The organism is Pseudomonas sp. MT3, assembly GCF_054720805.1.
The window spans coordinates 79,625-99,947 of the sequence record NZ_JBTVPY010000016.1 but is presented as its reverse complement, the minus strand read 5'-3'; the positions used below and the strand labels follow the sequence as shown (position 1 = coordinate 99,947).

Below are 20,323 nucleotides of genomic sequence, written 5' to 3'. Positions count from 1 at the left end.
TCACTTGCCTCCCCGGGCGTTCTTCATCAGGAAATCCATGTAGGTCGCCGACTCGGGAAACAGCGCTTTCTCCGTCTGGAACTGCTGCATCATCTGATCGTCCTTGCCCAGGCTGAGGTAGAGCAGGCCGAGCTGGGCGTGATAGCCCGGCGGAACGGCGCCGTTGTCAGCCTTGATCTTCTGCAGGTCGCGCTCCAGCGCCTCCAGCTGCGCCTCCTTCGACTCGCCGGTGAGGTATTCGTGGACCTGCGGCTGGTAGCTTTCCCACTGGTACAGTGGCTTCTGCGTCTGGCAACCGGCCAGCAGCAGCGCCGCGAACAGGCCCAGGCCACGCAGCACACGCGATGTGCTCATCACTTCCGTCATCTTTGCATTGTTCCTTGCAGTTCAGGATTCAGTGTTTGCTGGGCGTCCAGGCCCCGCTTTCCACCGCGCTGACCAGGCGGTTGACCGCCTCGCGCATGGCCAGGTCGAGTACCTTGCCGTTGAGGGTGGAGTCGTAACTCGCGGTGCCGCCGAAACCGATGATTTCGCGGTTGGAGAGCGCGTACTCGCCGGCACCCTGGCTGGAATACACCACCTCGGAAGTCGAGATATCGACAATGTTCAGCGCGACCTTGGCGTAGGCCACCTGGGTCTTTCCGCGGCCGAGGATGCCGAACAGCTGGCGATCGCCGACTTCCTTGCGGCCGAACTCAGTGACGTCGCCCGTGACCACGTAATCGGCGCCCTTCAGGCGCTGGGCCTGGCCCTTGATGGCGGCTTCCTGCTGGATCTCGCTCATGTTGTCGCGGTCCAGCACATTGAAGCGGTTGGCCTGCTGCAGGTGGGTGATGAGGATGGTCTTGGCCTGGCCACCGAGGCGATCGACGCCATCGGAGAACACCCCGCGCATGTAGCTGGAGCGGTTGTCGAACTTGCCTACGGCGATCGGCGCGCGCGGACCGGAATAGGGCCGGCTGACGCTTTCCACCTGTTCCACCGGCATGGCGCGGGAGCTTTCCGTGGCACAGCCGCCGGACAGCAGGGCACCGGAGATCGCCAGGCCCAGCATGGATGCCTGCAGCAGTTTGTTCATGAGGGATTCCCCTGTTCGGTCAATTGGACGAATTGAATCCGTGCCAGAACCGGCGGGCATGACCAGGGAATCGATCAGGAGTGGTCCCCGCCTGGCGTCTCCACGCAGCGGCGGGACGATTCGGGGAACGAACGATCACACAGGGGAAATGAAGACAGCCTGGCATCCTGTTGCCACGTGCACCGCATCCCTTCGGTCTTCCAGCGGCCCTGGTCGAAAACGCTGTGATACCAGAGTCAGGCGGCGATGATACGGCAATGTGCCATCAATGACAAAAAGCAGGCGTCATATTTCCGGGGGCATGGCTGCGTCCGGAGGTCGCATCAGGCGAAGAACCAGTAGCACACACCGATGGACGCCAGCACCCCGGCAAGGTCGGCCAGCAGCGCGCAGCCCACCGCATGGCGGGCACGCTGGATACCCACCGCGCCGAAGTACACCGCCAGCACGTAGAAGGTGGTTTCCGTGCTGCCCTGTACCGTGGCGGCGACCAGCGCCGGGAAGCTGTCCACACCGTGGGACTGCATGGTTTCCAGCAGCATGGCCCGCGCCGCGCTGCCGGAGAACGGCTTGACCAGCGCGGTGGGCAGGGCGTCGACGAAACGGGTGTCCCAGCCCAGGCCTTCGACAGCCCAGCGGATGCCGTCCAGCGCCATTTCCAGCGCGCCGGAGGCGCGCAGCACGCCGATCGCGCAGAGCATCGCCACCAGGTAGGGCAGCAGGCTCTTGGCGACATCGAATCCTTCCTTCGCGCCTTCGACGAAGGCTTCGTAGACCGGCACCTTCTTCAGCCAGCCGACGACCAGGAACAGCAGGATGATGCCGAACAGCGTCAGGTTGCCCAGCAGCGAGGACAACTGCGCCAGGGCGGTGGCGGACAGCCCCGCCAGCAGGGCCATGAAGGCGCCCAGCGCCAGCGCGCCGGGAATCAGGTAGGCCAGCACCACCGGGTCCCACAGGCGCAGGCGCTGCATCACCGCGACGCTGAGCAGGCCGACCAGGGTCGATGCGCTGGTGGCCAGCAGGACCGGCAGGAATACCAGGGTCGGGTCCACCGCGCCCTGCTGCGCGCGGTACATGAAGATGGTCACCGGCAGCAGGGTCAGGGACGAGGCGTTGAGCACCAGGAAAAGGATCTGCGCGTTGCTCGCGGTGGTACTGCTGGGATTGAGCTCCTGCAGGGCCTTCATGGCCTTCAGGCCGATGGGCGTGGCGGCGTTGTCCAGGCCCAGGCCGTTGGCGGCGAAGTTCAGGGTGATCAGGCCGATGGCCGGATGGCCGGCGGGCACGTCCGGCATCAGGCGGCGGAACAGCGGGCCGAGCACTACCGCCAGCTTTTCCACCAGGCCGGCTTTCTCGGCGATGCGCAGGAAGCCCAGCCAGAGGGTCAGGGTGCCGAACAGGAGCACCATCACGTCCACCGATAGCTTGGCCATCGCGAACAGGCTTTCCACCATAGCGGCGAAGACCGTCGCCTCGCCTCCGAGCAGCCAGCGGGAAAGCGCGGTGATCGCCGCGACGATGAAAAAGCCCAGCCACAGGCCGTTGAGCATGGAAAGTCCCCCTTGGAATGGCCGGGATGATAGCGGCACCGGCGCACCCGGCGCCAGAAACGACAAGGCCCCGGACACTGCCGGGGCCTTGTGGATAACCCTTGTGGGTCAGCGGGTGGCGGGGCTTTCCTTGCCGTCGAGCCCCTTCCCTTCGAGGAAGGCCTCGACACGGCCGTTCTGCATCGCATCCCAGTAGCGGGCGCCCTTCTGCGCATCGTAGACGCCTTCCCACCTGGAGATCACCAGTACCGCGAGGGCGTTGCCGATCACGTTCAGCGCGGTGCGCGCCATGTCCATGATGCGGTCGACGCCGGCGATGAAGGCCAGGCCTTCCAGCGGGATGCCCACGCTGCCCAGGGTCGCCAGCAGCACCACGAAGGAAACGCCCGGTACGCCGGCGATGCCCTTGGAGGTGACCATCAGGGTCAACACCAGCATCAGTTGCTGGCCGATGGACAGGTCGATGCCGTAGAGCTGGGCGATGAAGATCGCCGCGATGCTCTGGTACAGGGTCGAGCCATCGAGGTTGAAGGAATAGCCGGTGGGCACCACGAAGCTGCTGACCGCCTTGGGTGCGCCGTAGGCTTCCATCTTCTCGATGATGCGCGGCAGCACGGTTTCCGAGCTGGCGGTGGAGTACGCCAGGATCAGCTCGTCCTTGAAGATGCGCATCAGCTTGACGACGGAGAAACCGAACAGGCGCGCGACCAGGCCCAGCACCATGAAGGCGAAGAAGGCGATGGCGAAGTACACCAGCACCACCAGCTTGGCCAGCGGCAGCAGGGAGGCGAAGCCGAAGTTGGCGACCGTCACCGCGATCAGCGCGAACACGCCGACAGGGGCGTAGCGCATGATCATGTGGGTGACGCGGAACATGGCCTCGGCCACGCCCTGGAACATCTTCACCAGCGGCTCGCGGGTCGGCGCCGGCAGGGAGGAAAGCCCCAGGCCGAACATCACCGAGAAGAAGATGATCGGCAGCATCTCGCCACGGGCCATCGCCGCGAAGATGTTCGACGGGATCAGGTTGAGGATCGTCTCGATGAATGCGTGGTGATGCTCGACTTCCTTGGCGGTCTGCGTGTACTGGGAGATATCCACAGTGCCCAGGGTACTCATGTCGATGCCGGAGCCCGGCTGGAACACGTTCGCCAGCAGCAGGCCGACCACGATGGCGACGGTGGTGATGATTTCGAAGTAGACGATGGTCTTCAGGCCGATCCGACCGAGTTTCTTCGCATCTCCCATGCCGGCAATGCCGACGATGAGCGAGGAAATCACGATCGGTACGACGATCATCTTGATCAGCCGGATGAAGATGTCACCGGCCGGCTGGAGGATGTTGCTGATCCACCAGGCCTTGTCCGCGCTGAAATGATTGAGCGCGGCGCCCAGTGCAATTCCGAGTACCAGGCCGATGAGGATCTGCCAGGCGAGGCTGAGCTTGGCTTTGCCCATAGTGAGTCACCCTTGATTCTTGTGGAAGTCGGGGTCGCCGAGCCATCGGGATGCCGACGGCCAGCGAAAAAAGGGGCGCATGATTCCGAGCCACCCCTCCTCCGTCTAATGCCGGAGATGCCTACCCCATGCACAATCGGCATAGGAAAATGCATCTGAAACCTTGGTTCCAGGTCTTTCGACCCTTGATTTATTGCATGAGGCAGGTTCCTCAACACCTGTCACGCAGCGGTCTGCAAAGCCGGCTAGGCTTGTTGCATTCATGCCATCAATGGCGCGGATTGAACGGATGAGCCATCCGGAAGCGAGACACCCGGTTTTTCCTGTTACCGGATGTACGGTCACATCGAAGGACCGTCACGGAGGGCTACGGCCGTGGAAGAAGGCCGATGGATTACGAGGCTGGCAGGATCGCGGGCGCTTGTGGATAAGTCGCCGGAATCCGCTCTTCATTGTTGCGGTAGATTTGCCGACGGGAATCGGCGGGGCATTGTAGGACGTTTCCCAACCACTTCGGATTGATCGATATCAGTGAAGTTCGAGCGGGTTCGAAACAGCGTACGGCTACCCTGCCGCCGCTGGGACCGCGCCAGCCGAACCAGTGAACGACGCGGTAAACCTTCAGATACAGGACCCTCTATGACACGACTCTCGGTAGTACCCACCCTGCTGTTGGCCGGCGCCCTGGCGCTGGGCGGTTGCTCCAGCCAGAAACCCGATGCCTCGCAGTACTCCGGCTTCCTGGACGACTACTCCCAGCTCAAACCCGCAACCTCGCCCAGCGGGCAACCGGTGCTGCGCTGGGTGGACCCGAATCTGAAACTGAACAACTACAGCTCGGTGCTGGTGGAACGGCCGGTGTATTACCCCCAACCCAAACCGAGCGAGACCATCGATCAGACGACCCTGAATGCGATTCCCGATTACCTGAAGCAGCAGATCGAGCAGCAACTGAGCAGCCGCTACCGGATAGTCCAGCAGGCCGACCGCGACACCCTGGTGCTGAAGACGGCGATCACTGGCGTGAACGTTTCCACCGAGGGGCTGCACGCCTACGAGGTGATTCCGATCGCCCTGGTGGTCGCAGCCACCACCACCGCCATCGGCACGCGGGACCAGGACACCGAGGTCTATGTGGAAATGGAAGCGTTGGACGGCGCCACCAGCAAGCCGGTGGCCAAGGTGGTGCGCAAGGGGGCTGGCGAGACGCTGGAGAACTCCAGCACGCACCTGACGCTCAACGACCTGAAACCGGTGCTCGACGGCTGGGCGCGCGACGCCGCCAACTTCAAGCCGTAACCGCTCCGGCTCTGCGGAACCGGTGTGAGGACGAGACAGGCGTCTCACCCCCGGTTCCGCCGCAGCCTTTCCACCCTGACCCGGTCCGCCGTTGCGGAGGTACCCCCTGTACCCCTGGGTCGCTCAAGGCCTGAATCGCCTCGAACATCCCGGCCCCCTGGTCATGCGCCGGCCAGCATCGGCCACGCACTACTAGAACCAGTTCGGATCGCTCTTGAGTTCCTCATCCAGAATGCCTTTCACCGTGTCGTTCGGTTCCCCCAGCCAGCGAAGGCTGGCGTGCCGGCTCGGCGCCTGGTCCGGCGGCAGCCCTTCGGGCACCGTCACATAAAGGGCATAGGCTTTCTGCTTGTCCCAGGTAAACGCCACGTAGAGCCGGTGCTTGGAGCAGTCGTACGCTTCGCACAGCTCGCCCACCAGGTACTTGCCGCTCAGTTCGTCCACCGAGTGCATCGGCATCGAGGTGCCAGTGAGATGCATCACCCAGTCGGGCAGCGGGGGGGCGTCCTTCACCAGCGAGTGCCAGGCTTGCCGGTAGCGCTGATCGGCGGCCATCAACTGGTCGACCCGGTAGCGGGCGATCGTGTCCGGCCCCGCCGCCAGGACCTGGGCCCCGAAACCGCCCAGCAACAGGACGCCGATCAGCAGGTTGCGGATGAAGTCCATCGCCAAGCTCCTTCTCCAACTGTGAGAAAAGGCGTCAGCCTCGCCGGCGTCCGAGGATGAACGACACGACGAACAGCACCAGGAACAGTACGAACAAGATCTTGGCAATACTGGTCGCCGCGCCGGCGATGCCGCCGAAACCCAGGACTCCGGCGATGATGGCGATGATCAGGAATGTCAGGGCCCAACTGAGCATGGGATTTCTCCTCTTCTCGTTGTCGATTCGACGCCGTGCTCGGAGCGATCGTCGTGACGGTCGTTCCGCCGATCCCGCAGGATGGACACGCCGCAGGAACACCGTGGATTCAGAACACCCAGCCACCGTGACGGGGGATCGCCCGCGATTCCAGGGGCGGCGCGGCCCAGCGCCGGCTGGCGTGATCCCGATCCCAGGCCGGAAGCGGCTGTGGATAACGCAACGCATCCGGCAGCGCGCCGGATACTCTGGGGATAAGTACGTCGGGATCGACCAAGATTGGCGACACCTGTTGCATCTGGTGGATCAGTAACAGCAGCAGCGCGATGGCCAGCAAGACCCGGCTCCAGGCATCGACACGCATTTCAGGGCTGTTCATCCCGACTCTCCTGGCCGTCGCGGCCTCCCTGCCAGTACAGGCGGCATGGGCTGGTTTCCCAAGGAGCCTGCATGCCACATGCCAGGGCTTTTCTTATATTTTTATCCTTTAAAAACAAGCAGTTGGATTATCAATAACGAACCCTTCCGCCCGCATCCTGCACGATGGCCGGGCCTTCACCGTGCATTCTGCAACCCTCGGCGAACGCTCACCCGAGCGAGTGCTTGAGCGCACTCATCTGGTCGTGGCAGGCCCGCACCTTGGGCAACTCCGCCCGCAGCAGGGCCTGGATTTCCGGCGCAGCGTCCTGCAAGGCGTCCTCGAACGCTTGCAGGATGCGGTCCTCGGCCTCCTCCAGCTGCGCCACGTACGTCGCACCCGGATCGCTGGCAAGACGCGCCCGCGCATCGGCATACATCCGGATCAGCTTTCCCCGCAGGGTTCCACTGGCGGCTGGCTCGTCGTGGTTGGTCGCCACCTGGCGGGACAGATCGGCAATCAACCCGATCTTGGCCTGGAGCATGGACTCGAACAGTTGCTGCAGGCGAACGTCCCGCACCTCGCAGATCGCATGCCGGTAGAAGCGCTCGCCATCCCGGGTGATCTCGATGAGTTCATTGAGCTGGCGCGTCGTGTGGTTCATGCGCGGATCCCGTCAGGGGACGCTCGATACCGACTGGCGGCCTGTCCGGCCACTTTCAGCGCGCTGGCATCCACCTCCCGTACGCCACGGGTCTTGCGCGCGCTTTCGATCAGTTGCTGGCGCTCGGCGTCGCTGGGCACCACGCCACTGAGGCTGACCACGCCATCGCGGGTGGACACACCGATGGACAGCCCGCCCAACGCGTGGCGCGCCAGCACGTCGGCCTTGATCTGGCTGGTGATCCAGGCATCGCTGACCGCCGCCTGTGCATCGTTCACGGAGTCTTCCAGCTTCTTGGTCGACGAGCCTTCCGGCACCACCTTCAGGCGGTTATCCACAGAGGCGACCCCTTCGGTCTGCGCGGCGAGGTGAGACGCCCGCTGACTGGCCTCCTCGCTGGGCGCCGTACCTTCCAGGGTGACCGCATCCCCCTTGCTGGATACCTTGATATCCAGCCCTTCGGCAGGCTTGTCCAGCAGCAGCTTGGCCTTGACCCGAGCGGCCAGCGCCGCGTCGTCCCAGCGCTGCACCGCATCGCTGCGCGGCGCCTCGCCGCTGGCCAGCGCCGGATCGACGGTAATCTGGTTATCCACAGACGTGATGCCTTCAATGCTCATCGCGACCTGCGCGGCCAGTTCGCGCTGCTCCTCACTGGCGACCTTGCCGCCCAGCACGGCACGACCCTTTTCCACATCCACGCTGAGCTTGAAGGGCTTCAGGTCGCGGTTGAGGTTGATGGCGGTCCAGATCGATCCCTCCTGGCGCGCCTCGGCCAACTGTTCGGTAAGGCTGGATTCTTCAGCCTGGCCGACCAACGGTTGAGTGGCCAGCAACACGCTGCCGAGGGCCAGGACAAGCAGCTTCGGAATGGGCATGGTGCGCTCCTTGGCGTTTTTCTGTACTGCCAGTAGAGACAGCAGAATATCCCCATCAGTGCCATCCTGTTGATAAACCCTTTTATTTCAATGCGTTACACGTTCTGTGGATAACACTGTCCATGCACCCCGCCCGATGCCCCGGGCAGAGCCTTTGCAACTTGCACGAAATTTCCGGGACTAAGAAATAACCTGAGACAGATTATGAGGAACACCCCGAATGGACGCTCCGCCTGAACAACAAGGCCGCATCCTTCTGGTCGATGACGAGCCCGCGATCCTGCGCTCGTTCCGCTATTGCCTGGAGGACGAAGGCTATGGCGTGGCGACCGCCAGCAGCGCCTCCCAGGCCGAAACGCTGCTGCAACACCAGGTGTTCGACCTGTGTTTCCTCGACCTGCGCCTGGGCGAGGACAACGGCCTGGACGTGCTCGCCCAGATGCGCGTGCAGGCGCCCTGGATGCGGGTGGTGATCGTCACCGCGCATTCCGCCGTGGACACCGCGGTGAACGCCATGCAGGCCGGCGCCGCCGACTATCTGGTCAAACCCTGCAGCCCCGACCAGCTGCGCCTGGCCGCGGCCAAGCAGTTGGAAGTCCATCAGCTCACGGCCCGCATCGAGGCGCTGGAAGGCGAGATGCGCAGGCAGGGCGATGTACTCGAATCGCAGAGCCCGGCAATGGCCGCCGTACTGGAAACCGCCCGCCAGGTGGCCGCCACCGACGCCAACATCCTTATCCTGGGGGAATCCGGCTCCGGCAAGGGAGAGCTGGCGCGGGCCATCCACGGCTGGAGCAAACGGGCGAAGAAATCCTGCGTGACCATCAACTGTCCGTCGCTGAACGCCGAACTGACCGAAAGCGAACTGTTCGGGCACAGCCGTGGCGCATTCACCGGCGCGACCGAAAATACCCTCGGGCGGATCAGCCAGGCCGATGGCGGCACGCTGTTCCTCGACGAGATCGGCGACTTCCCCCTGCTCCTGCAGCCCAAGCTGCTGCGCTTCATTCAGGACAAGGAGTACGAACGAGTCGGCGACCCGGTGACGCGCAATGCCGACGTACGCATCCTCGCCGCGACCAACCGCGATCTGGCCGGCATGGTCACCCAGGGCAGCTTTCGCGAGGACCTGCTGTACCGCCTGAACGTCATCGTGCTGAACCTGCCGCCATTGCGCGAGCGCGCCGAGGACATCCTCAGCCTCGCCGAACCCTTCCTCGCCCGCTTCGTCAAGGATTACGGTCGCCCGGCCCGTGGCTTCACCGACGAAGCCCGCGACCTGCTGCGCCGCTACAGCTGGCCCGGCAATGTTCGCGAGCTGAGAAACGTGATCGAACGCGCGAGCATCATCTGCAATCAGGAGATGATCGGCATCGAACACCTCGCACCCGGCGAGCACTCGACGAACGCCACGCCCCGTATCGGCGAAGCACTCAGCCTGGAAGAGCTGGAAAAAGCCCATATCGCCGCCGTGATGGCCTCCAGCGCAACCCTCGACCAAGCGGCCAAGACCCTGGGTATCGACGCCTCCACGCTGTATCGCAAGCGCAAGCAATACAGCCTGTGAAACTGCACCTGCCGCTGACATTGCGCACGCAGCTCTTCCTGAGCATCTCGGCGCTCATGACGGTGGCCCTGCTGGGGTTGCTGCTGGGGCTGTTCAGCGTGGTGCTCACCGGGCGCGAACAGGCGGAACTCATCCAACGCAATTTCGACACCATCGAAGTCAGCCAGGAATTGCGCCAGGCCCTGGGCGACCAGTTGGTCCAGATACTCAGCGCGGAACCGGACAACGAACGCCTGGAAGCCGCGCGCCGACACTTCCGCGACGCACTGGAGCGTGGCCAGGGACGTGCCGCCAGCGATACGGAACAGCAGTTGCTGCGGCAGATCGCCGACGCCCACCGGCAATTCGTCAATGCCTCGGAGAGTCCGGGCCCCGGGCGCCCCGAGCTGCTCGACGACAACGACCTCAGCCGGAACCTGGACGAGCTTCGGCAGCAGTTGCTCGCCCTGCATGAATTTGCCATGCGCAACATCGACACGCAGGAAAGCGACGCCCGCACCCGGACGCTGCTGATCAGCGGGTTGCTCGGGCTGGTGGGCGTAGCGATTCTGCTGATCGGCTTCATCACCGCCCACAGCATCGCCCGACGTTTCGGCGCACCCATCGAAGCGCTGACCAAGGCCGCGGACAAGATCGGACGCGGTGACTTCGACCTCACCCTGCCCATTTCTCCCGTAACCGAGATGGCCTCCCTGAGCCGCCGCTTCGGCCTGATGGCGGAAGCCCTGCGCGTGTACAGGGAAACCAACACCGAGGCCATCGGCTACGGGCGCCGGCGCTTGCAGGCGGTGCTCGACAGCATCGATGACGGCCTGGTGATCCTCGACCGCGATGGCCGTGTCGAACACGCCAATCCCGTCGCCAGCCGCCAGCTGTTCTCCAGCAGCGATCCCCACGGCAAGGAACTGGGCACGTTGCTGGATAACCCGGAGCTGACCCAGGCCACCCGGAGGGTGCTGGCGGGAAACCTCCTGGAAGAAACGCCCCAGGACCTGGTGGTGGAGGTGGGCGGGGAGAGCCGGCTGCTGACCTGGGGCATGTCCCCGGTCACTCACGACGACGGACGCAACATCGGTGCAGTGATGGTTGTCCGCGATGTCACCGAGCAGCGCGCCTTCGAACGGGTGCGCAACGATTTCGTCCTGCGCGCCTCCCATGAGCTGCGCACCCCGGTGACCGGCATGCACATGGCCTTCGGGCTGCTATCCGAGCGCCTGGCTTTCCCCGAAGGTTCCCGCGAGCACGACCTGATCACCACGGTCGACGAAGAGATGCGCCGCCTGGTGCTGCTGATCGGCGACCTGCTGAATTTCTCCCGCTACCAGAGCGGCACGCAGAAACTCGACCTGCAGCCCTGCGACATCGTCGAGATCCTGGCGCAGGCCAGGCAACGCTTCGAAGGGCAGGCGCGCAGCCAGAACATCGCCATCGAACTGGAAACCGCCGCCGACGTCCCCCCCATCAACCTCGATCGCCTGCAGATCGAGCGGGTCATCGACAACCTGATCAGCAACGCCTTGCGCCACACCCCCGATGGCGGGGTGATACGGCTGCAGGCGCGTTGCCATGAAGAACGGGTCGCCATCGCCGTGGAAGACAACGGAGACGGGGTTCCCTTCAGCCAGCAAAGCCGCATCTTCGAGCCCTTCGTCCAGGTCGGGCACAAGAAGGGTGGCGCCGGCCTGGGCCTGGCCCTGTGCAAGGAGATCGTTCAGTTGCACGGCGGGCGCATCGTCCTGCACTCGCAGGCGGGCAAGGGGTCGCGCTTCTACCTGCTGCTGCCCCTTTAGCTGGTCGGTACGGCCAGCAGCAGCGCCGCGGTCTCCAGATCCGGCTCGCCATCGAAACGCTGCGGACGGAAGCGCATCTGGAAGGCCGCGATCACATTGCGGGTTTCCTCGTCCATCACCCCGTTGAGCGGCACCGCGTAACCGTGGCGCGCCAGCTGCTGCTGGAACCAGCCCGGCGCCGGCAGTTGGCCGTTCAGCTCGCCCAGGCGGCGGGCCATCTCGCCCGGCTTGGGCCAGGGAATCAGGCCGGCATCGGCGAGTTTCTTCCAGGGGAACAGCGGGCCCGGATCGACCTTGCGCTGCGGGGCGATGTCGCTGTGGCCGAGGATGTGTTCGGGCGTGATGCCCTGGCGCTTGCCGATGTCCTTGAGCAGGGCGATCAGCGCGTCGATCTGCCCGTCCGGGTAGGGGTACCAGATCTTGCCGCTGGGAGTTTCGCGGTAACCGGGATTGACCAGTTCGATACCGATCGACGTGGAGTTCAGCCAGGTGCGGCCCTGCCATTCGCTCTGCCCGGCATGCCAGGCGCGGCGGTTTTCGTCCACCAACTGGTAGATGGTCGGTGGCTGGTCGCCGATCAGGTAATGGGCGCTGACCTCGCCGCGGGTCAGTATCTCCAGCGAACGCGGCAGGTTCTCCGACGTGTAGTGGATGATGACGTACTGGATGCGGCTGTCCTGGTTGCGCGAGACATGCTCATGGTCGATCTGCAGCCCTTTTTCGGCGCAGCCGGCGAGCAACAGGGCGGACAGGACAAGGCTGAGTGCGCGGAGGGTCATGAGGTCACTCACGCTGCGATGTGCAGCACGCTGCGTAGGTTCTGCAGGAGCATGTTCACGCTGAGCATGATCAGCAGCATACCGGCCAGGCGCTCCACCGCGGTCAGCCCGCGAGGGCCGAGGAAGCGCTGCAGGAACGAGGCCTGCAGCAGGATCAGTGCCGTCGCCGCCCAGGCCAGAATCACCGCCAGGTACAACTCCCACAACGGCCCTGTGTAGGTGGTGCGCAGGGTAATCAGCATGGCCAGCGCCGAAGGGCCGGCCACCGCCGGCGTCGCCAGCGGCACCAGCAGCGGCTCGCTGTCCGGCATGTCGCCCAGCACGCCCTGCGGAGTCGGGAAAATCAGGCGCATGGCGACCACGAAGAGAATGATGCCGCCGGCGATCCCGGTGGCTTCCTTCGACAGGCCAAGGCCGGTGAGGATGTGCTCGCCGAGCGTGAGGAAGATCAGCAACAGGCCGAGCGCGAGCAGCAGCTCACGCAGGGCGACCTTGAGCCGGCGCTCGGCCGGAACGGATTTCAGGGCGGCGAGAAACACCGCGATGTTGCCAAACGGATCGGTGATCAGAAAGATCAGGACGGCGACGCCGAGCATGATCGAGAGACTCCGGCAGGAAGAACGCCCCTGGCTGGATGGCAGCGTGGGTCAGGAAGCGTCTGTGGATAACGACAAGCATAGCTCCCACCTGTGAATAACAACTTACCCACAGGCGGGAGAAAACAGCATCAGGATTTCTTGATCTTTTCCGGGCGCTTCCAGCCTTCGATCACCCGCTGCTTGGCGCGACCGACCGCCAGGGTGCCGGACGGAACCTCGGTGGTGATGGTGGAGCCCGCACCAGTCGTGGCACCCGCGCCGATATCCACAGGCGCCACCAGGGAGTTGTTGGAGCCGATGAAGACGTCTTCGCCAATGCTGGTGCGCCACTTGTTGGCGCCATCGTAGTTGCAGGTGATGGTGCCGGCGCCGATGTTGGTGCGCGCACCGACTTCGCTGTCGCCCAGGTAGGTGAGGTGGCCAACCTTCACGCCATCCTGCAGATGGGCGTTCTTCAGTTCGACGAAGTTACCCACATGCACCTTGCGCTCCAGCACGCTGCCCGGACGCAGGCGGGCAAACGGGCCGACGTCGCTGTCCGGGCCGACGTGGGCGCCTTCCAGGTGCGAATTGGCCTTGATGATGGCGCCACGGCGCAGGGTACTGTCCTTGATGTAGCAGTTCGGGCCGATCAGCACATCGTCCTCGATCTCCACCTGGCCTTCGAGGATGACGTTGATGTCGATGGTCACGTCGCGGCCGACGCTGACCTCGCCGCGCACGTCGAAGCGTGCCGGATCGATCAGGGTCACACCCTGGGCCATCAGACGGCGCGCCACGCGCTGCTGGAAGAAGCGCTCCAGCTCGGAGAGCTGCAGGCGGTCGTTGGCCCCCTGAACTTCCATCGCCGCCTGCGGCTGTGCGGTGGCAACGCGCAGGCTATCGGCCACGGCCATGGCGATCACGTCGGTGAGGTAGTACTCGCCCTGGGCGTTGGAATTGGACAGGCGCGATAGCCAACCAGCCAGGCGTTCGCGCGGCACGGCGAGAATGCCGGTGTTGCCTTCACGGATGGCGCGCTGTTCGGAGGACGCATCCTTCTGCTCGACGATGGCCTGAACCTCGCCGGCCGCGTCACGGATGATACGGCCGTAACCGGTCGGATCATCCAGCTCGACAGTGAGCAGCGCCAGTTGTTCGGCAGTGGCCTGGGCCATCAGGCACTCCAGGGTCGGCTGTTCGATCAGCGGGACGTCGCCGTAGAGGATCAGCACCTTGTCCGCGCTCAGGAACGGCGCGGCCTGGGCCACGGCGTGGCCGGTACCCAGTTGCTGTTCCTGGATCACGAAATTCAGGTCATCCGCCTGCAACCGTTCACGCACGAGTTCCGCGCCGTGCCCGATCACCACATGGATGCGGGAAGGGCTGAGCGTGCGAGCGGTATCGATTACGTGGGCAAGCATGGGCTTGCCAGCGACCGGATGCAGGACCTTCGGCAGGGCCGAACGCATGCGCGTGCCCTGGCCAGCGGCGAGAATGACGATTTCGAGGGACATGGATGACAGACCGTCCTGGTGAGCGGGGCAGGCCCCGAATGTAGAAAAAGAAAAAGGGTAGCCAAGGCTACCCTTTTCCATTTTATCGCTGAAGCCCCTAGGGGAGCTTCGCGCGGCTCAGCCGCCGAACTTCTTGCGAACCTGCTGGACCGTGCGCAGTTGCGCTGCGGCTTCGGCCAGGCGGGCTGCGGCGGAGCTGTAGTCGAACTCGGCACCTTTGCTGTGCAGAGCCTTCTCAGCTTCCTTCAGTGCGGTCTGGGCAGCCGCTTCGTCGAGGTCGCCGGCGCGAATCACGGTGTCGGCGAGAACCTTTACCATGCTCGGCTGCACTTCGAGGAAGCCGCCGGAGATGTAGTACACCTCCTGCTCGCCACCCTGCTTCACCAGGCGGATCGGACCCGGCTTGAGCTCGGTGATCAGCGGCGCGTGGCCCGGAGCGATACCCAGATCACCCAGGGAGCCGTGCGCAACGACCAGCTCGACCAGACCGGAGAAGATCTCCGCTTCGGCGCTGACGATGTCGCAGTGGACTGTAATAGCCATACCCTTGCCTCACGTAATAGGCTGCCGATGAACTGCTGCGCCAGACCAGGCGGCGTTGGAATCGATCTCAGAATGCTCGTTTACCAACGTAAACTACGCTTCTTCGATCGATTCCGCCTTGCCTGGCCGTCGCTCGCGACGCTCCTCGACGGCCTTGGCGCGCCCGTTGCCGGGCGCACGGATTACAGCTTCTTCGCTTTCTCGATGGCTTCTTCGATGCCGCCGACCATGTAGAACGCCTGCTCGGGCAGGTGGTCGTAGTCGCCGTTGAGGATGCCTTTGAAGCCAGCGATGGTTTCCTTCAGGGAGACGTACTTGCCCGGCGAACCGGTGAAGACTTCTGCCACGAAGAACGGCTGGGACAGGAAGCGCTGGATCTTACGAGCACGGGCCACCAGCAGCTTGTCGGACTCGGACAGTTCGTCCATGCCGAGGATCGCGATGATGTCCTTCAGCTCCTTGTAGCGCTGCAGGATGTACTGCACGCCACGAGCGGTGTCGTAGTGATCCTGGCCGATGACCAGCGGGTCCAGCTGACGGGAGGTGGAGTCCAGCGGGTCCACGGCCGGGTAGATACCCAGCGAGGCGATGTCACGGGACAGTACCACGGTAGCGTCGAGGTGGGCGAAGGTGGTCGCCGGGCTCGGGTCGGTCAGGTCGTCCGCGGGAACGTATACGGCCTGGATCGAGGTGATCGAGCCTTGCTTGGTGGAGGTGATGCGCTCCTGCAGAACGCCCATCTCTTCGGCCAGGGTCGGCTGATAACCTACCGCGGACGGCATACGGCCCAGCAGTGCGGACACTTCGGTACCGGCAAGGGTGTAACGGTAGATGTTGTCGATGAACAGCAGTACGTCACGACCTTCGTCACGGAACTTCTCGGCCATGGTCAGGCCGGTCAGTGCAACGCGCAGACGGTTGCCCGGCGGCTCGTTCATCTGGCCGTATACCAGGGCCACTTTGTCCAGAACGTTGGAGTCCTTCATCTCGTGGTAGAAGTCGTTACCCTCACGGGTACGCTCGCCCACACCAGCGAACACGGAATAACCGCTGTGCTCGATGGCGATGTTACGGATCAGCTCCATCATGTTTACGGTCTTGCCTACACCGGCGCCACCGAACAGACCGACCTTACCGCCCTTGGCGAACGGGCAGACCAGGTCGATTACCTTGATGCCGGTTTCCAGCAGCTCGTTGCCGCCGGCCTGATCGGCATAGGAGGGAGCTTCGCGGTGGATACCCCAACGCTCTTCTTCGCCGATGGGACCGGCTTCGTCGATCGGGTTGCCCAGTACGTCCATGATCCGGCCCAGGGTCGCTTTACCGACCGGTACGGAGATGGCTGCGCCGGTGCTTTCCACGTTCAGGCCACGCTTGAGGCCTTCGGTGGAACCCATTGCAATGGAACGAACCACACCGTCGCCCAGCTGCTGCTGAACTTCGAGGGTGGTTTCGACGCCCTGAACCTTCAGGGCCTCGTAGATGCTCGGCACGGCATCGCGCGGGAATTCCACGTCGATCACGGCGCCGATGATTTGAACGATACGTCCGCTACTCATGTCTGGTTCCTCTGAATTTTGAACCTGTTCTTACACCGCGGCAGCGCCGCCGACGATTTCCGAGATTTCCTGGGTGATCGCCGCCTGACGCGCCTTGTTGTAGACCAGCTGGAGTTCGCTGATCAGATCACCGGCGTTGTCGGTAGCGTTCTTCATTGCAATCATCCGGGCCGCCTGCTCACAGGCGTTGTTCTCAACCACCGCCTGATACACCTGGGATTCCACGTAGCGCACCAGCAGGCCATCGAGAAGGGCCTTGGCGTCGGGCTCGTAGAGGTAGTCCCAGTGGTGTTTCAGGTCTGCGTTGTCCTCGGCCACCAGCGGAATCATCTGCTCCACGGTCGGCTTCTGGGTCATGGTGTTGACGAACTTGTTGGAAACCACGTACAGGCGATCGATACGCCCTTCCAGGTAGGCATCCAGCATGACCTTGACGCTGCCGATCAGATCGTTGATCGACGGCTCTTCGCCCAGGTGACTGATGGCTGCAACCACGTTGCCGCCATAGTTCTTGAAGAAGGATGCGCCCTTGGCACCGATCACGCAGAGGTCGATCTCCGCGCCACGATCGCGCTGGGCTGCCATGTCCTTGACGAGCGCCTTGAACAGGTTGATGTTCAGGCCGCCGGCCAGACCACGGTCGGAGCTCACCACGATGTAGCCGACGCGCTTGACTTCACGCTCGACCATGAACGGATGACGGTACTCGGGGTTGGCGTTGGCCAGATGGCCGATCACCTGGCGAATGCGCTCCGCGTAGGGACGGCCGGCCGCCATGCGCAGTTGTGCCTTGCGCATTTTGCTCACCGCCACCTTTTCCATGGCATTGGTGATTTTTTGCGTGCTTTTGATGCTCGCAATCTTGCTGCGAATCTCTTTTGCGCCTGCCATTTCACACCTATCGGGTTAGCAGGCGGGGGTCGTTACCGACCCCCGCTGCGGCTTACCAGGTTTGGGTGGCCTTGAACTTCTCGATGCCGGCCTTGATGCCTGCGTCGATTTCGTCGTTGAAGTCACCCTTCTCGTTGATCTTCGCCAGCAGAGCAGCATGCTCGCGCTGGAAGAAGGCGATCAACGCCTGTTCGAAGGCGCCCACTTTGGCGATCTCGATGTCCTGCAGGAAGCCACGCTCGGCGGCATACAGGGACAGCGACATCTCGGCGATGGACATCGGCGCGTACTGCTTCTGCTTCATCAGCTCGGTAACGCGCTGACCATGCTCGAGCTGCTTGCGGGTCGCGTCGTCCAGGTCCGAGGCGAACTGGGCGAAGGCCGCCAGTTCACGGTACTGGGCCAGCGCGGTACGGATGCCGCCGGACAGCTTCTTGATGATCTTGGTCTGGGCCGCGCCGCCCACACGGGATACCGAGATACCGGCGTTGACGGCCGGACGGATACCCGAGTTGAACATGGAGGTTTCCAGGAAGATCTGACCGTCGGTGATGGAGATCACGTTGGTCGGTACGAACGCGGAAACGTCACCGGCCTGGGTTTCGATGATCGGCAGGGCGGTCAGAGAACCGGTCTTGCCTTTCACTTCGCCGTTGGTGAACTTCTCGACGTACTCTTCGGAAACGCGGGAAGCGCGCTCCAGCAGACGGCTGTGGAGATAGAACACGTCGCCCGGGTAGGCTTCACGGCCCGGCGGACGGCGCAGCAGCAGGGAGATCTGGCGGTAGGCAACGGCCTGCTTGGACAGGTCGTCGTACACGATCAGGGCGTCTTCACCGCGGTCGCGGAAGTATTCGCCCATGGTGCAGCCGGAGTACGGCGCCAGGTACTGCAGAGCAGCGGATTCGGAGGCGCTGGCAACGACCACGATGGTGTTGGCCAGGGCACCGTTCTCTTCCAGCTTGCGTACGACGTTGGCGATGGTCGATTGCTTCTGACCGATGGCAACGTAGACGCAGCGGATGCCGCTGTCTTTCTGGTTGATGATGGCGTCGACGGCCAGGGCGGTCTTACCGATCTGACGGTCACCGATGATCAGCTCGCGCTGGCCACGGCCTACCGGGATCATGGCGTCGACCGACTTGTAACCGGTCTGAACCGGCTGGTCTACCGACTTACGCCAGATCACGCCCGGCGCCACTTTCTCGACGGCGTCGGTCAGCTTGGCATCGATCGGGCCTTTGCCATCGATCGGGTTACCCAGGGCATCGACGACGCGACCCAGCAGTTCCGGACCAACCGGTACTTCCAGGATGCGGCCGGTGCACTTGGCGTTCATGCCTTCTTTGAGGTCCTGGTATTCACCCAGTACCACAGCACCGACGGAGTCTTGCTCCAAGTTCAGCGCCATACCGTAGACGCCGCCCGGGAATTCGATCATCTCGCCGTACATGACGTCGGCCAGACCGAAGATGCGCACGATGCCATCGGAAACACTGACGATGGTGCCTTCGTTGCGCGCTTGCGAGGCGACGTCGAGTTTCTCGATGCGCCCCTTGATGATTTCACTAATTTCGGAAGGATTGAGTTGCTGCATGCCGCTGCCCCTTCAAACTCAAGATTTCAACGCTTCGGCCAGTTTCGCGAGCTTGCCGCGCACCGAGCCATCGATTACCAAGTCACCGGCGCGGATCACCACGCCGCCGATCAGGCTCGCGTCTTCCGACGCATGAAGTCGCACTTCGCGACTGAGCCGGGCGCTGAGAGCCTTGGCGAGTTTGTCCTGCTGTTCCTGGTCCAGGACGAAGGCACTGGTGACCTCGACCTCGACCAGCTTTTCCTGCTCGGCCTTGAGTTGCTCGAACATCACGAAGATGGTCGGCAGCAGGTCGAGCCGCTTGTTTTCAGCCACAGTCCGGACGAAGTTCTGGGCCGGAGCATTGAGCTTGTCGCCACACACGTCGATCAGCGCGTCAGCCTTGGCTGCCGCGGTCAGCTGGGGCTCCTTGAGCAGCTGGCGCACGGTGTCGTCCCGCGACACTGCAGCCAGCACACCCAGAGCAGCGGACCAGTCGGCCAGTTGCTGATGAGCCTGGGCGTACTCGAAAGCCGCCTTCGCGTATGGACGAGCCAATGTGGTCAGTTCTGCCATATCGCCCTCTGCTTAGATCTCGGCGGCCAGTTGATCAACCAGCTGCTTTTGCGCGTTGGCATCGATCGAAGCACCCAGGATCTTCTCGGCGCCGGAGACAGCCAGGGCACCCACTTGGGCACGCAGGGCGTCCTTGACGCTGTTGAGTTCCTGCTCGATCTGAGCCTTGGCCTGGGTAATCATGCGATCACCTTCGGCACGGGCCTGATCACGGGCTTCGTCAACGATCTGGTTAGCGCTCTTCTTCGCCTGCTCGATGATTTCGGCTGCCTGAGCCTTGGCTTCGCGCAGTTGCTGACCCGCTTTCTCGTGGGCCAGTTCCAGGTCACGAGCCGCGCGGTTGGCAGCGTCCAGGCCGTCGGCGATCTTCTTCTGACGCTCGTGCAGAGCCGCGATGACCGGCGGCCATACGAACTTCATGCAGAAGATGACGAAGATGGCGAACGCGATGGCCTGGCCGATCAGAGTTGCATTAATGTTCACGCCAATACCTCGCTCGTTCGTTGTTCAGTCACAGATTTCCGCACTGCGGAAATTACTGGGCAACCTGAGCAATGAACGGGTTAGCGAAGGTGAAGAACAGAGCGATACCAACACCGATCATGGTCACGGCGTCGAGCAGACCGGCGACGATGAACATTTTCACCTGCAGCATCGGAACCATTTCCGGCTGGCGAGCAGCGCCTTCCAGGAACTTGCCGCCCAGCAGGCCGAAGCCGATGGCGGTACCCAGAGCGCCCAGACCGATCAGCAGAGCAACGGCGATAGCAGTGAGTCCAACTACAGTTTCCATTTTTCCT

The 20,323-nt window shown here is 63.3% G+C and carries 22 protein-coding genes; 3 read left to right on the top strand and 19 right to left on the bottom strand.

What is annotated here, in order from left to right:
• From ACYCAX_RS17605 to gltP, 4 genes are all read right to left on the bottom strand, one after another.
• Positions 1–354, bottom strand: a complete 354-nt coding sequence (locus ACYCAX_RS17605; RefSeq protein WP_370600376.1) for a DUF4810 domain-containing protein — start codon at positions 352–354, stop codon at positions 1–3.
• Positions 355–394: 40 nt separating this feature from the next.
• Positions 395–1,138 (bottom strand): CsgG/HfaB family protein, encoded by a 744-nt coding sequence (locus ACYCAX_RS17600; protein WP_460248489.1) that lies wholly within the window; start codon positions 1,136–1,138, stop codon positions 395–397.
• 263 nt (positions 1,139–1,401) lie between these two features.
• A complete protein-coding gene (locus ACYCAX_RS17595; RefSeq protein ID WP_460248488.1) occupies positions 1,402–2,631 on the bottom strand; it encodes a nucleoside recognition domain-containing protein in 1,230 nt (409 codons plus the stop codon).
• A gap of 108 nt (positions 2,632–2,739) precedes the next feature.
• Entirely contained in the window at positions 2,740–4,089 is a 1,350-nt protein-coding gene (gene gltP / locus ACYCAX_RS17590) for a glutamate/aspartate:proton symporter GltP (protein WP_015479753.1), read from the bottom strand.
• 639 nt (positions 4,090–4,728) lie between these two features.
• On the opposite strand from gltP, the gene ACYCAX_RS17585 reads away from it, so the two are divergent.
• Complete coding sequence (locus ACYCAX_RS17585; RefSeq protein ID WP_460248487.1) at positions 4,729–5,388, top strand: DUF3313 domain-containing protein; 660 nt, start codon at positions 4,729–4,731, stop codon at positions 5,386–5,388.
• A 192-nt stretch (positions 5,389–5,580) separates the two neighbouring features.
• Here ACYCAX_RS17585 and ACYCAX_RS17580 read toward each other — a convergent pair whose 3' ends face one another.
• From ACYCAX_RS17580 to ACYCAX_RS17560, 5 genes are all read right to left on the bottom strand, one after another.
• The gene (locus ACYCAX_RS17580) at positions 5,581–6,054 is read right to left on the bottom strand and encodes an inhibitor of vertebrate lysozyme family protein (protein WP_460248486.1); all 474 of its coding nucleotides are present in this window, start codon (positions 6,052–6,054) and stop codon (positions 5,581–5,583) included.
• A 34-nt stretch (positions 6,055–6,088) separates the two neighbouring features.
• Complete coding sequence (locus tag ACYCAX_RS17575; RefSeq protein WP_015479756.1) at positions 6,089–6,250, bottom strand: DUF1328 domain-containing protein; 162 nt, start codon at positions 6,248–6,250, stop codon at positions 6,089–6,091.
• A 109-nt stretch (positions 6,251–6,359) separates the two neighbouring features.
• Positions 6,360–6,629, bottom strand: coding sequence for a hypothetical protein (locus ACYCAX_RS17570; protein ID WP_460248485.1), 270 nt, complete (start codon positions 6,627–6,629; stop codon positions 6,360–6,362).
• A 208-nt stretch (positions 6,630–6,837) separates the two neighbouring features.
• Positions 6,838–7,272 carry a PA2169 family four-helix-bundle protein gene (locus ACYCAX_RS17565; protein ID WP_460248484.1) on the bottom strand — a complete coding sequence of 145 codons (435 nt, stop codon included), beginning with the start codon at positions 7,270–7,272 and terminating at the stop codon, positions 6,838–6,840.
• Positions 7,269–8,147, bottom strand: coding sequence for a BON domain-containing protein (locus tag ACYCAX_RS17560; protein WP_294973951.1), 879 nt, complete (start codon positions 8,145–8,147; stop codon positions 7,269–7,271). Before ACYCAX_RS17560 ends, ACYCAX_RS17565 begins: the two co-directional genes overlap by 4 nt.
• Before the next feature lie 220 nt (positions 8,148–8,367).
• On the opposite strand from ACYCAX_RS17560, the gene algB reads away from it, so the two are divergent.
• Positions 8,368–9,714 carry a sigma-54-dependent response regulator transcription factor AlgB gene (gene algB, locus ACYCAX_RS17555; RefSeq protein WP_015479760.1) on the top strand — a complete coding sequence of 449 codons (1,347 nt, stop codon included), beginning with the start codon at positions 8,368–8,370 and terminating at the stop codon, positions 9,712–9,714.
• Positions 9,711–11,504 (top strand): KinB sensor domain-containing domain, encoded by a 1,794-nt coding sequence (locus ACYCAX_RS17550; protein ID WP_015479761.1) that lies wholly within the window; start codon positions 9,711–9,713, stop codon positions 11,502–11,504. The genes algB and ACYCAX_RS17550 overlap by 4 nt, the downstream gene beginning before the upstream one ends.
• Here ACYCAX_RS17550 and ACYCAX_RS17545 read toward each other — a convergent pair.
• From ACYCAX_RS17545 to atpE, 10 genes are all read right to left on the bottom strand, one after another.
• Positions 11,501–12,283, bottom strand: coding sequence for an N-acetylmuramoyl-L-alanine amidase (locus ACYCAX_RS17545; protein WP_015479762.1), 783 nt, complete (start codon positions 12,281–12,283; stop codon positions 11,501–11,503). The genes ACYCAX_RS17550 and ACYCAX_RS17545 overlap by 4 nt on opposite strands.
• An 8-nt stretch (positions 12,284–12,291) precedes the next feature.
• Positions 12,292–12,879 carry a MarC family protein gene (locus ACYCAX_RS17540; protein ID WP_015479763.1) on the bottom strand — a complete coding sequence of 196 codons (588 nt, stop codon included), beginning with the start codon at positions 12,877–12,879 and terminating at the stop codon, positions 12,292–12,294.
• A gap of 131 nt (positions 12,880–13,010) precedes the next feature.
• Positions 13,011–14,378 carry a bifunctional UDP-N-acetylglucosamine diphosphorylase/glucosamine-1-phosphate N-acetyltransferase GlmU gene (glmU, locus tag ACYCAX_RS17535; protein WP_460248483.1) on the bottom strand — a complete coding sequence of 456 codons (1,368 nt, stop codon included), beginning with the start codon at positions 14,376–14,378 and terminating at the stop codon, positions 13,011–13,013.
• A gap of 117 nt (positions 14,379–14,495) precedes the next feature.
• Positions 14,496–14,921 (bottom strand): F0F1 ATP synthase subunit epsilon, encoded by a 426-nt coding sequence (locus ACYCAX_RS17530; RefSeq protein ID WP_015479765.1) that lies wholly within the window; start codon positions 14,919–14,921, stop codon positions 14,496–14,498.
• 182 nt (positions 14,922–15,103) lie between these two features.
• The gene (gene atpD, locus ACYCAX_RS17525; protein ID WP_015479766.1) at positions 15,104–16,480 is read right to left on the bottom strand and encodes a F0F1 ATP synthase subunit beta; all 1,377 of its coding nucleotides are present in this window, start codon (positions 16,478–16,480) and stop codon (positions 15,104–15,106) included.
• Between the two features lie 30 nt (positions 16,481–16,510).
• Positions 16,511–17,371: a F0F1 ATP synthase subunit gamma gene (atpG, locus tag ACYCAX_RS17520; RefSeq protein WP_015479767.1), complete on the bottom strand. Its 861-nt coding sequence runs from the start codon at positions 17,369–17,371 to the stop codon at positions 16,511–16,513.
• A gap of 52 nt (positions 17,372–17,423) precedes the next feature.
• Positions 17,424–18,968, bottom strand: coding sequence for a F0F1 ATP synthase subunit alpha (gene atpA / locus ACYCAX_RS17515; RefSeq protein WP_015479768.1), 1,545 nt, complete (start codon positions 18,966–18,968; stop codon positions 17,424–17,426).
• Between the two features lie 18 nt (positions 18,969–18,986).
• Complete coding sequence (locus tag ACYCAX_RS17510; RefSeq protein WP_015479769.1) at positions 18,987–19,523, bottom strand: F0F1 ATP synthase subunit delta; 537 nt, start codon at positions 19,521–19,523, stop codon at positions 18,987–18,989.
• A gap of 12 nt (positions 19,524–19,535) precedes the next feature.
• Positions 19,536–20,006 carry a F0F1 ATP synthase subunit B gene (locus ACYCAX_RS17505; RefSeq protein WP_015479770.1) on the bottom strand — a complete coding sequence of 157 codons (471 nt, stop codon included), beginning with the start codon at positions 20,004–20,006 and terminating at the stop codon, positions 19,536–19,538.
• A gap of 52 nt (positions 20,007–20,058) precedes the next feature.
• Positions 20,059–20,316: a F0F1 ATP synthase subunit C gene (gene atpE, locus ACYCAX_RS17500; protein ID WP_003457994.1), complete on the bottom strand. Its 258-nt coding sequence runs from the start codon at positions 20,314–20,316 to the stop codon at positions 20,059–20,061.
• Positions 20,317–20,323 lie beyond the last annotated feature (7 nt).

Excerpts from the sequence above, each read along its gene's own strand:
- ACYCAX_RS17605 (WP_370600376.1), bottom strand. The coding sequence starts at position 354 with ATGAGCACATCGCGTGTGCTGCGTGGCCTGGGCCTGTTCGCGGCGCTG.
- ACYCAX_RS17600 (WP_460248489.1), bottom strand. The coding sequence starts at position 1,138 with ATGCCCGCCGGTTCTGGCACGGATTCAATTCGTCCAATTGACCGAACA.
- ACYCAX_RS17595 (WP_460248488.1), bottom strand. The coding sequence starts at position 2,631 with ATGCTCAACGGCCTGTGGCTGGGCTTTTTCATCGTCGCGGCGATCACC.
- gltP (WP_015479753.1), bottom strand. The coding sequence starts at position 4,089 with ATGGGCAAAGCCAAGCTCAGCCTCGCCTGGCAGATCCTCATCGGCCTG.
- ACYCAX_RS17585 (WP_460248487.1), top strand. The coding sequence starts at position 4,729 with ATGACACGACTCTCGGTAGTACCCACCCTGCTGTTGGCCGGCGCCCTG.
- ACYCAX_RS17580 (WP_460248486.1), bottom strand. The coding sequence starts at position 6,054 with ATGGACTTCATCCGCAACCTGCTGATCGGCGTCCTGTTGCTGGGCGGT.
- ACYCAX_RS17575 (WP_015479756.1), bottom strand. The coding sequence starts at position 6,250 with ATGCTCAGTTGGGCCCTGACATTCCTGATCATCGCCATCATCGCCGGA.
- ACYCAX_RS17570 (WP_460248485.1), bottom strand. The coding sequence starts at position 6,629 with ATGAACAGCCCTGAAATGCGTGTCGATGCCTGGAGCCGGGTCTTGCTG.
- ACYCAX_RS17565 (WP_460248484.1), bottom strand. The coding sequence starts at position 7,272 with ATGAACCACACGACGCGCCAGCTCAATGAACTCATCGAGATCACCCGG.
- ACYCAX_RS17560 (WP_294973951.1), bottom strand. The coding sequence starts at position 8,147 with ATGCCCATTCCGAAGCTGCTTGTCCTGGCCCTCGGCAGCGTGTTGCTG.
- algB (WP_015479760.1), top strand. The coding sequence starts at position 8,368 with ATGGACGCTCCGCCTGAACAACAAGGCCGCATCCTTCTGGTCGATGAC.
- ACYCAX_RS17545 (WP_015479762.1), bottom strand. The coding sequence starts at position 12,283 with ATGACCCTCCGCGCACTCAGCCTTGTCCTGTCCGCCCTGTTGCTCGCC.
- ACYCAX_RS17540 (WP_015479763.1), bottom strand. The coding sequence starts at position 12,879 with ATGCTCGGCGTCGCCGTCCTGATCTTTCTGATCACCGATCCGTTTGGC.
- glmU (WP_460248483.1), bottom strand. The coding sequence starts at position 14,378 with ATGTCCCTCGAAATCGTCATTCTCGCCGCTGGCCAGGGCACGCGCATG.
- ACYCAX_RS17530 (WP_015479765.1), bottom strand. The coding sequence starts at position 14,921 with ATGGCTATTACAGTCCACTGCGACATCGTCAGCGCCGAAGCGGAGATC.
- atpD (WP_015479766.1), bottom strand. The coding sequence starts at position 16,480 with ATGAGTAGCGGACGTATCGTTCAAATCATCGGCGCCGTGATCGACGTG.
- atpG (WP_015479767.1), bottom strand. The coding sequence starts at position 17,371 with ATGGCAGGCGCAAAAGAGATTCGCAGCAAGATTGCGAGCATCAAAAGC.
- atpA (WP_015479768.1), bottom strand. The coding sequence starts at position 18,968 with ATGCAGCAACTCAATCCTTCCGAAATTAGTGAAATCATCAAGGGGCGC.
- ACYCAX_RS17510 (WP_015479769.1), bottom strand. The coding sequence starts at position 19,523 with ATGGCAGAACTGACCACATTGGCTCGTCCATACGCGAAGGCGGCTTTC.
- atpE (WP_003457994.1), bottom strand. The coding sequence starts at position 20,316 with ATGGAAACTGTAGTTGGACTCACTGCTATCGCCGTTGCTCTGCTGATC.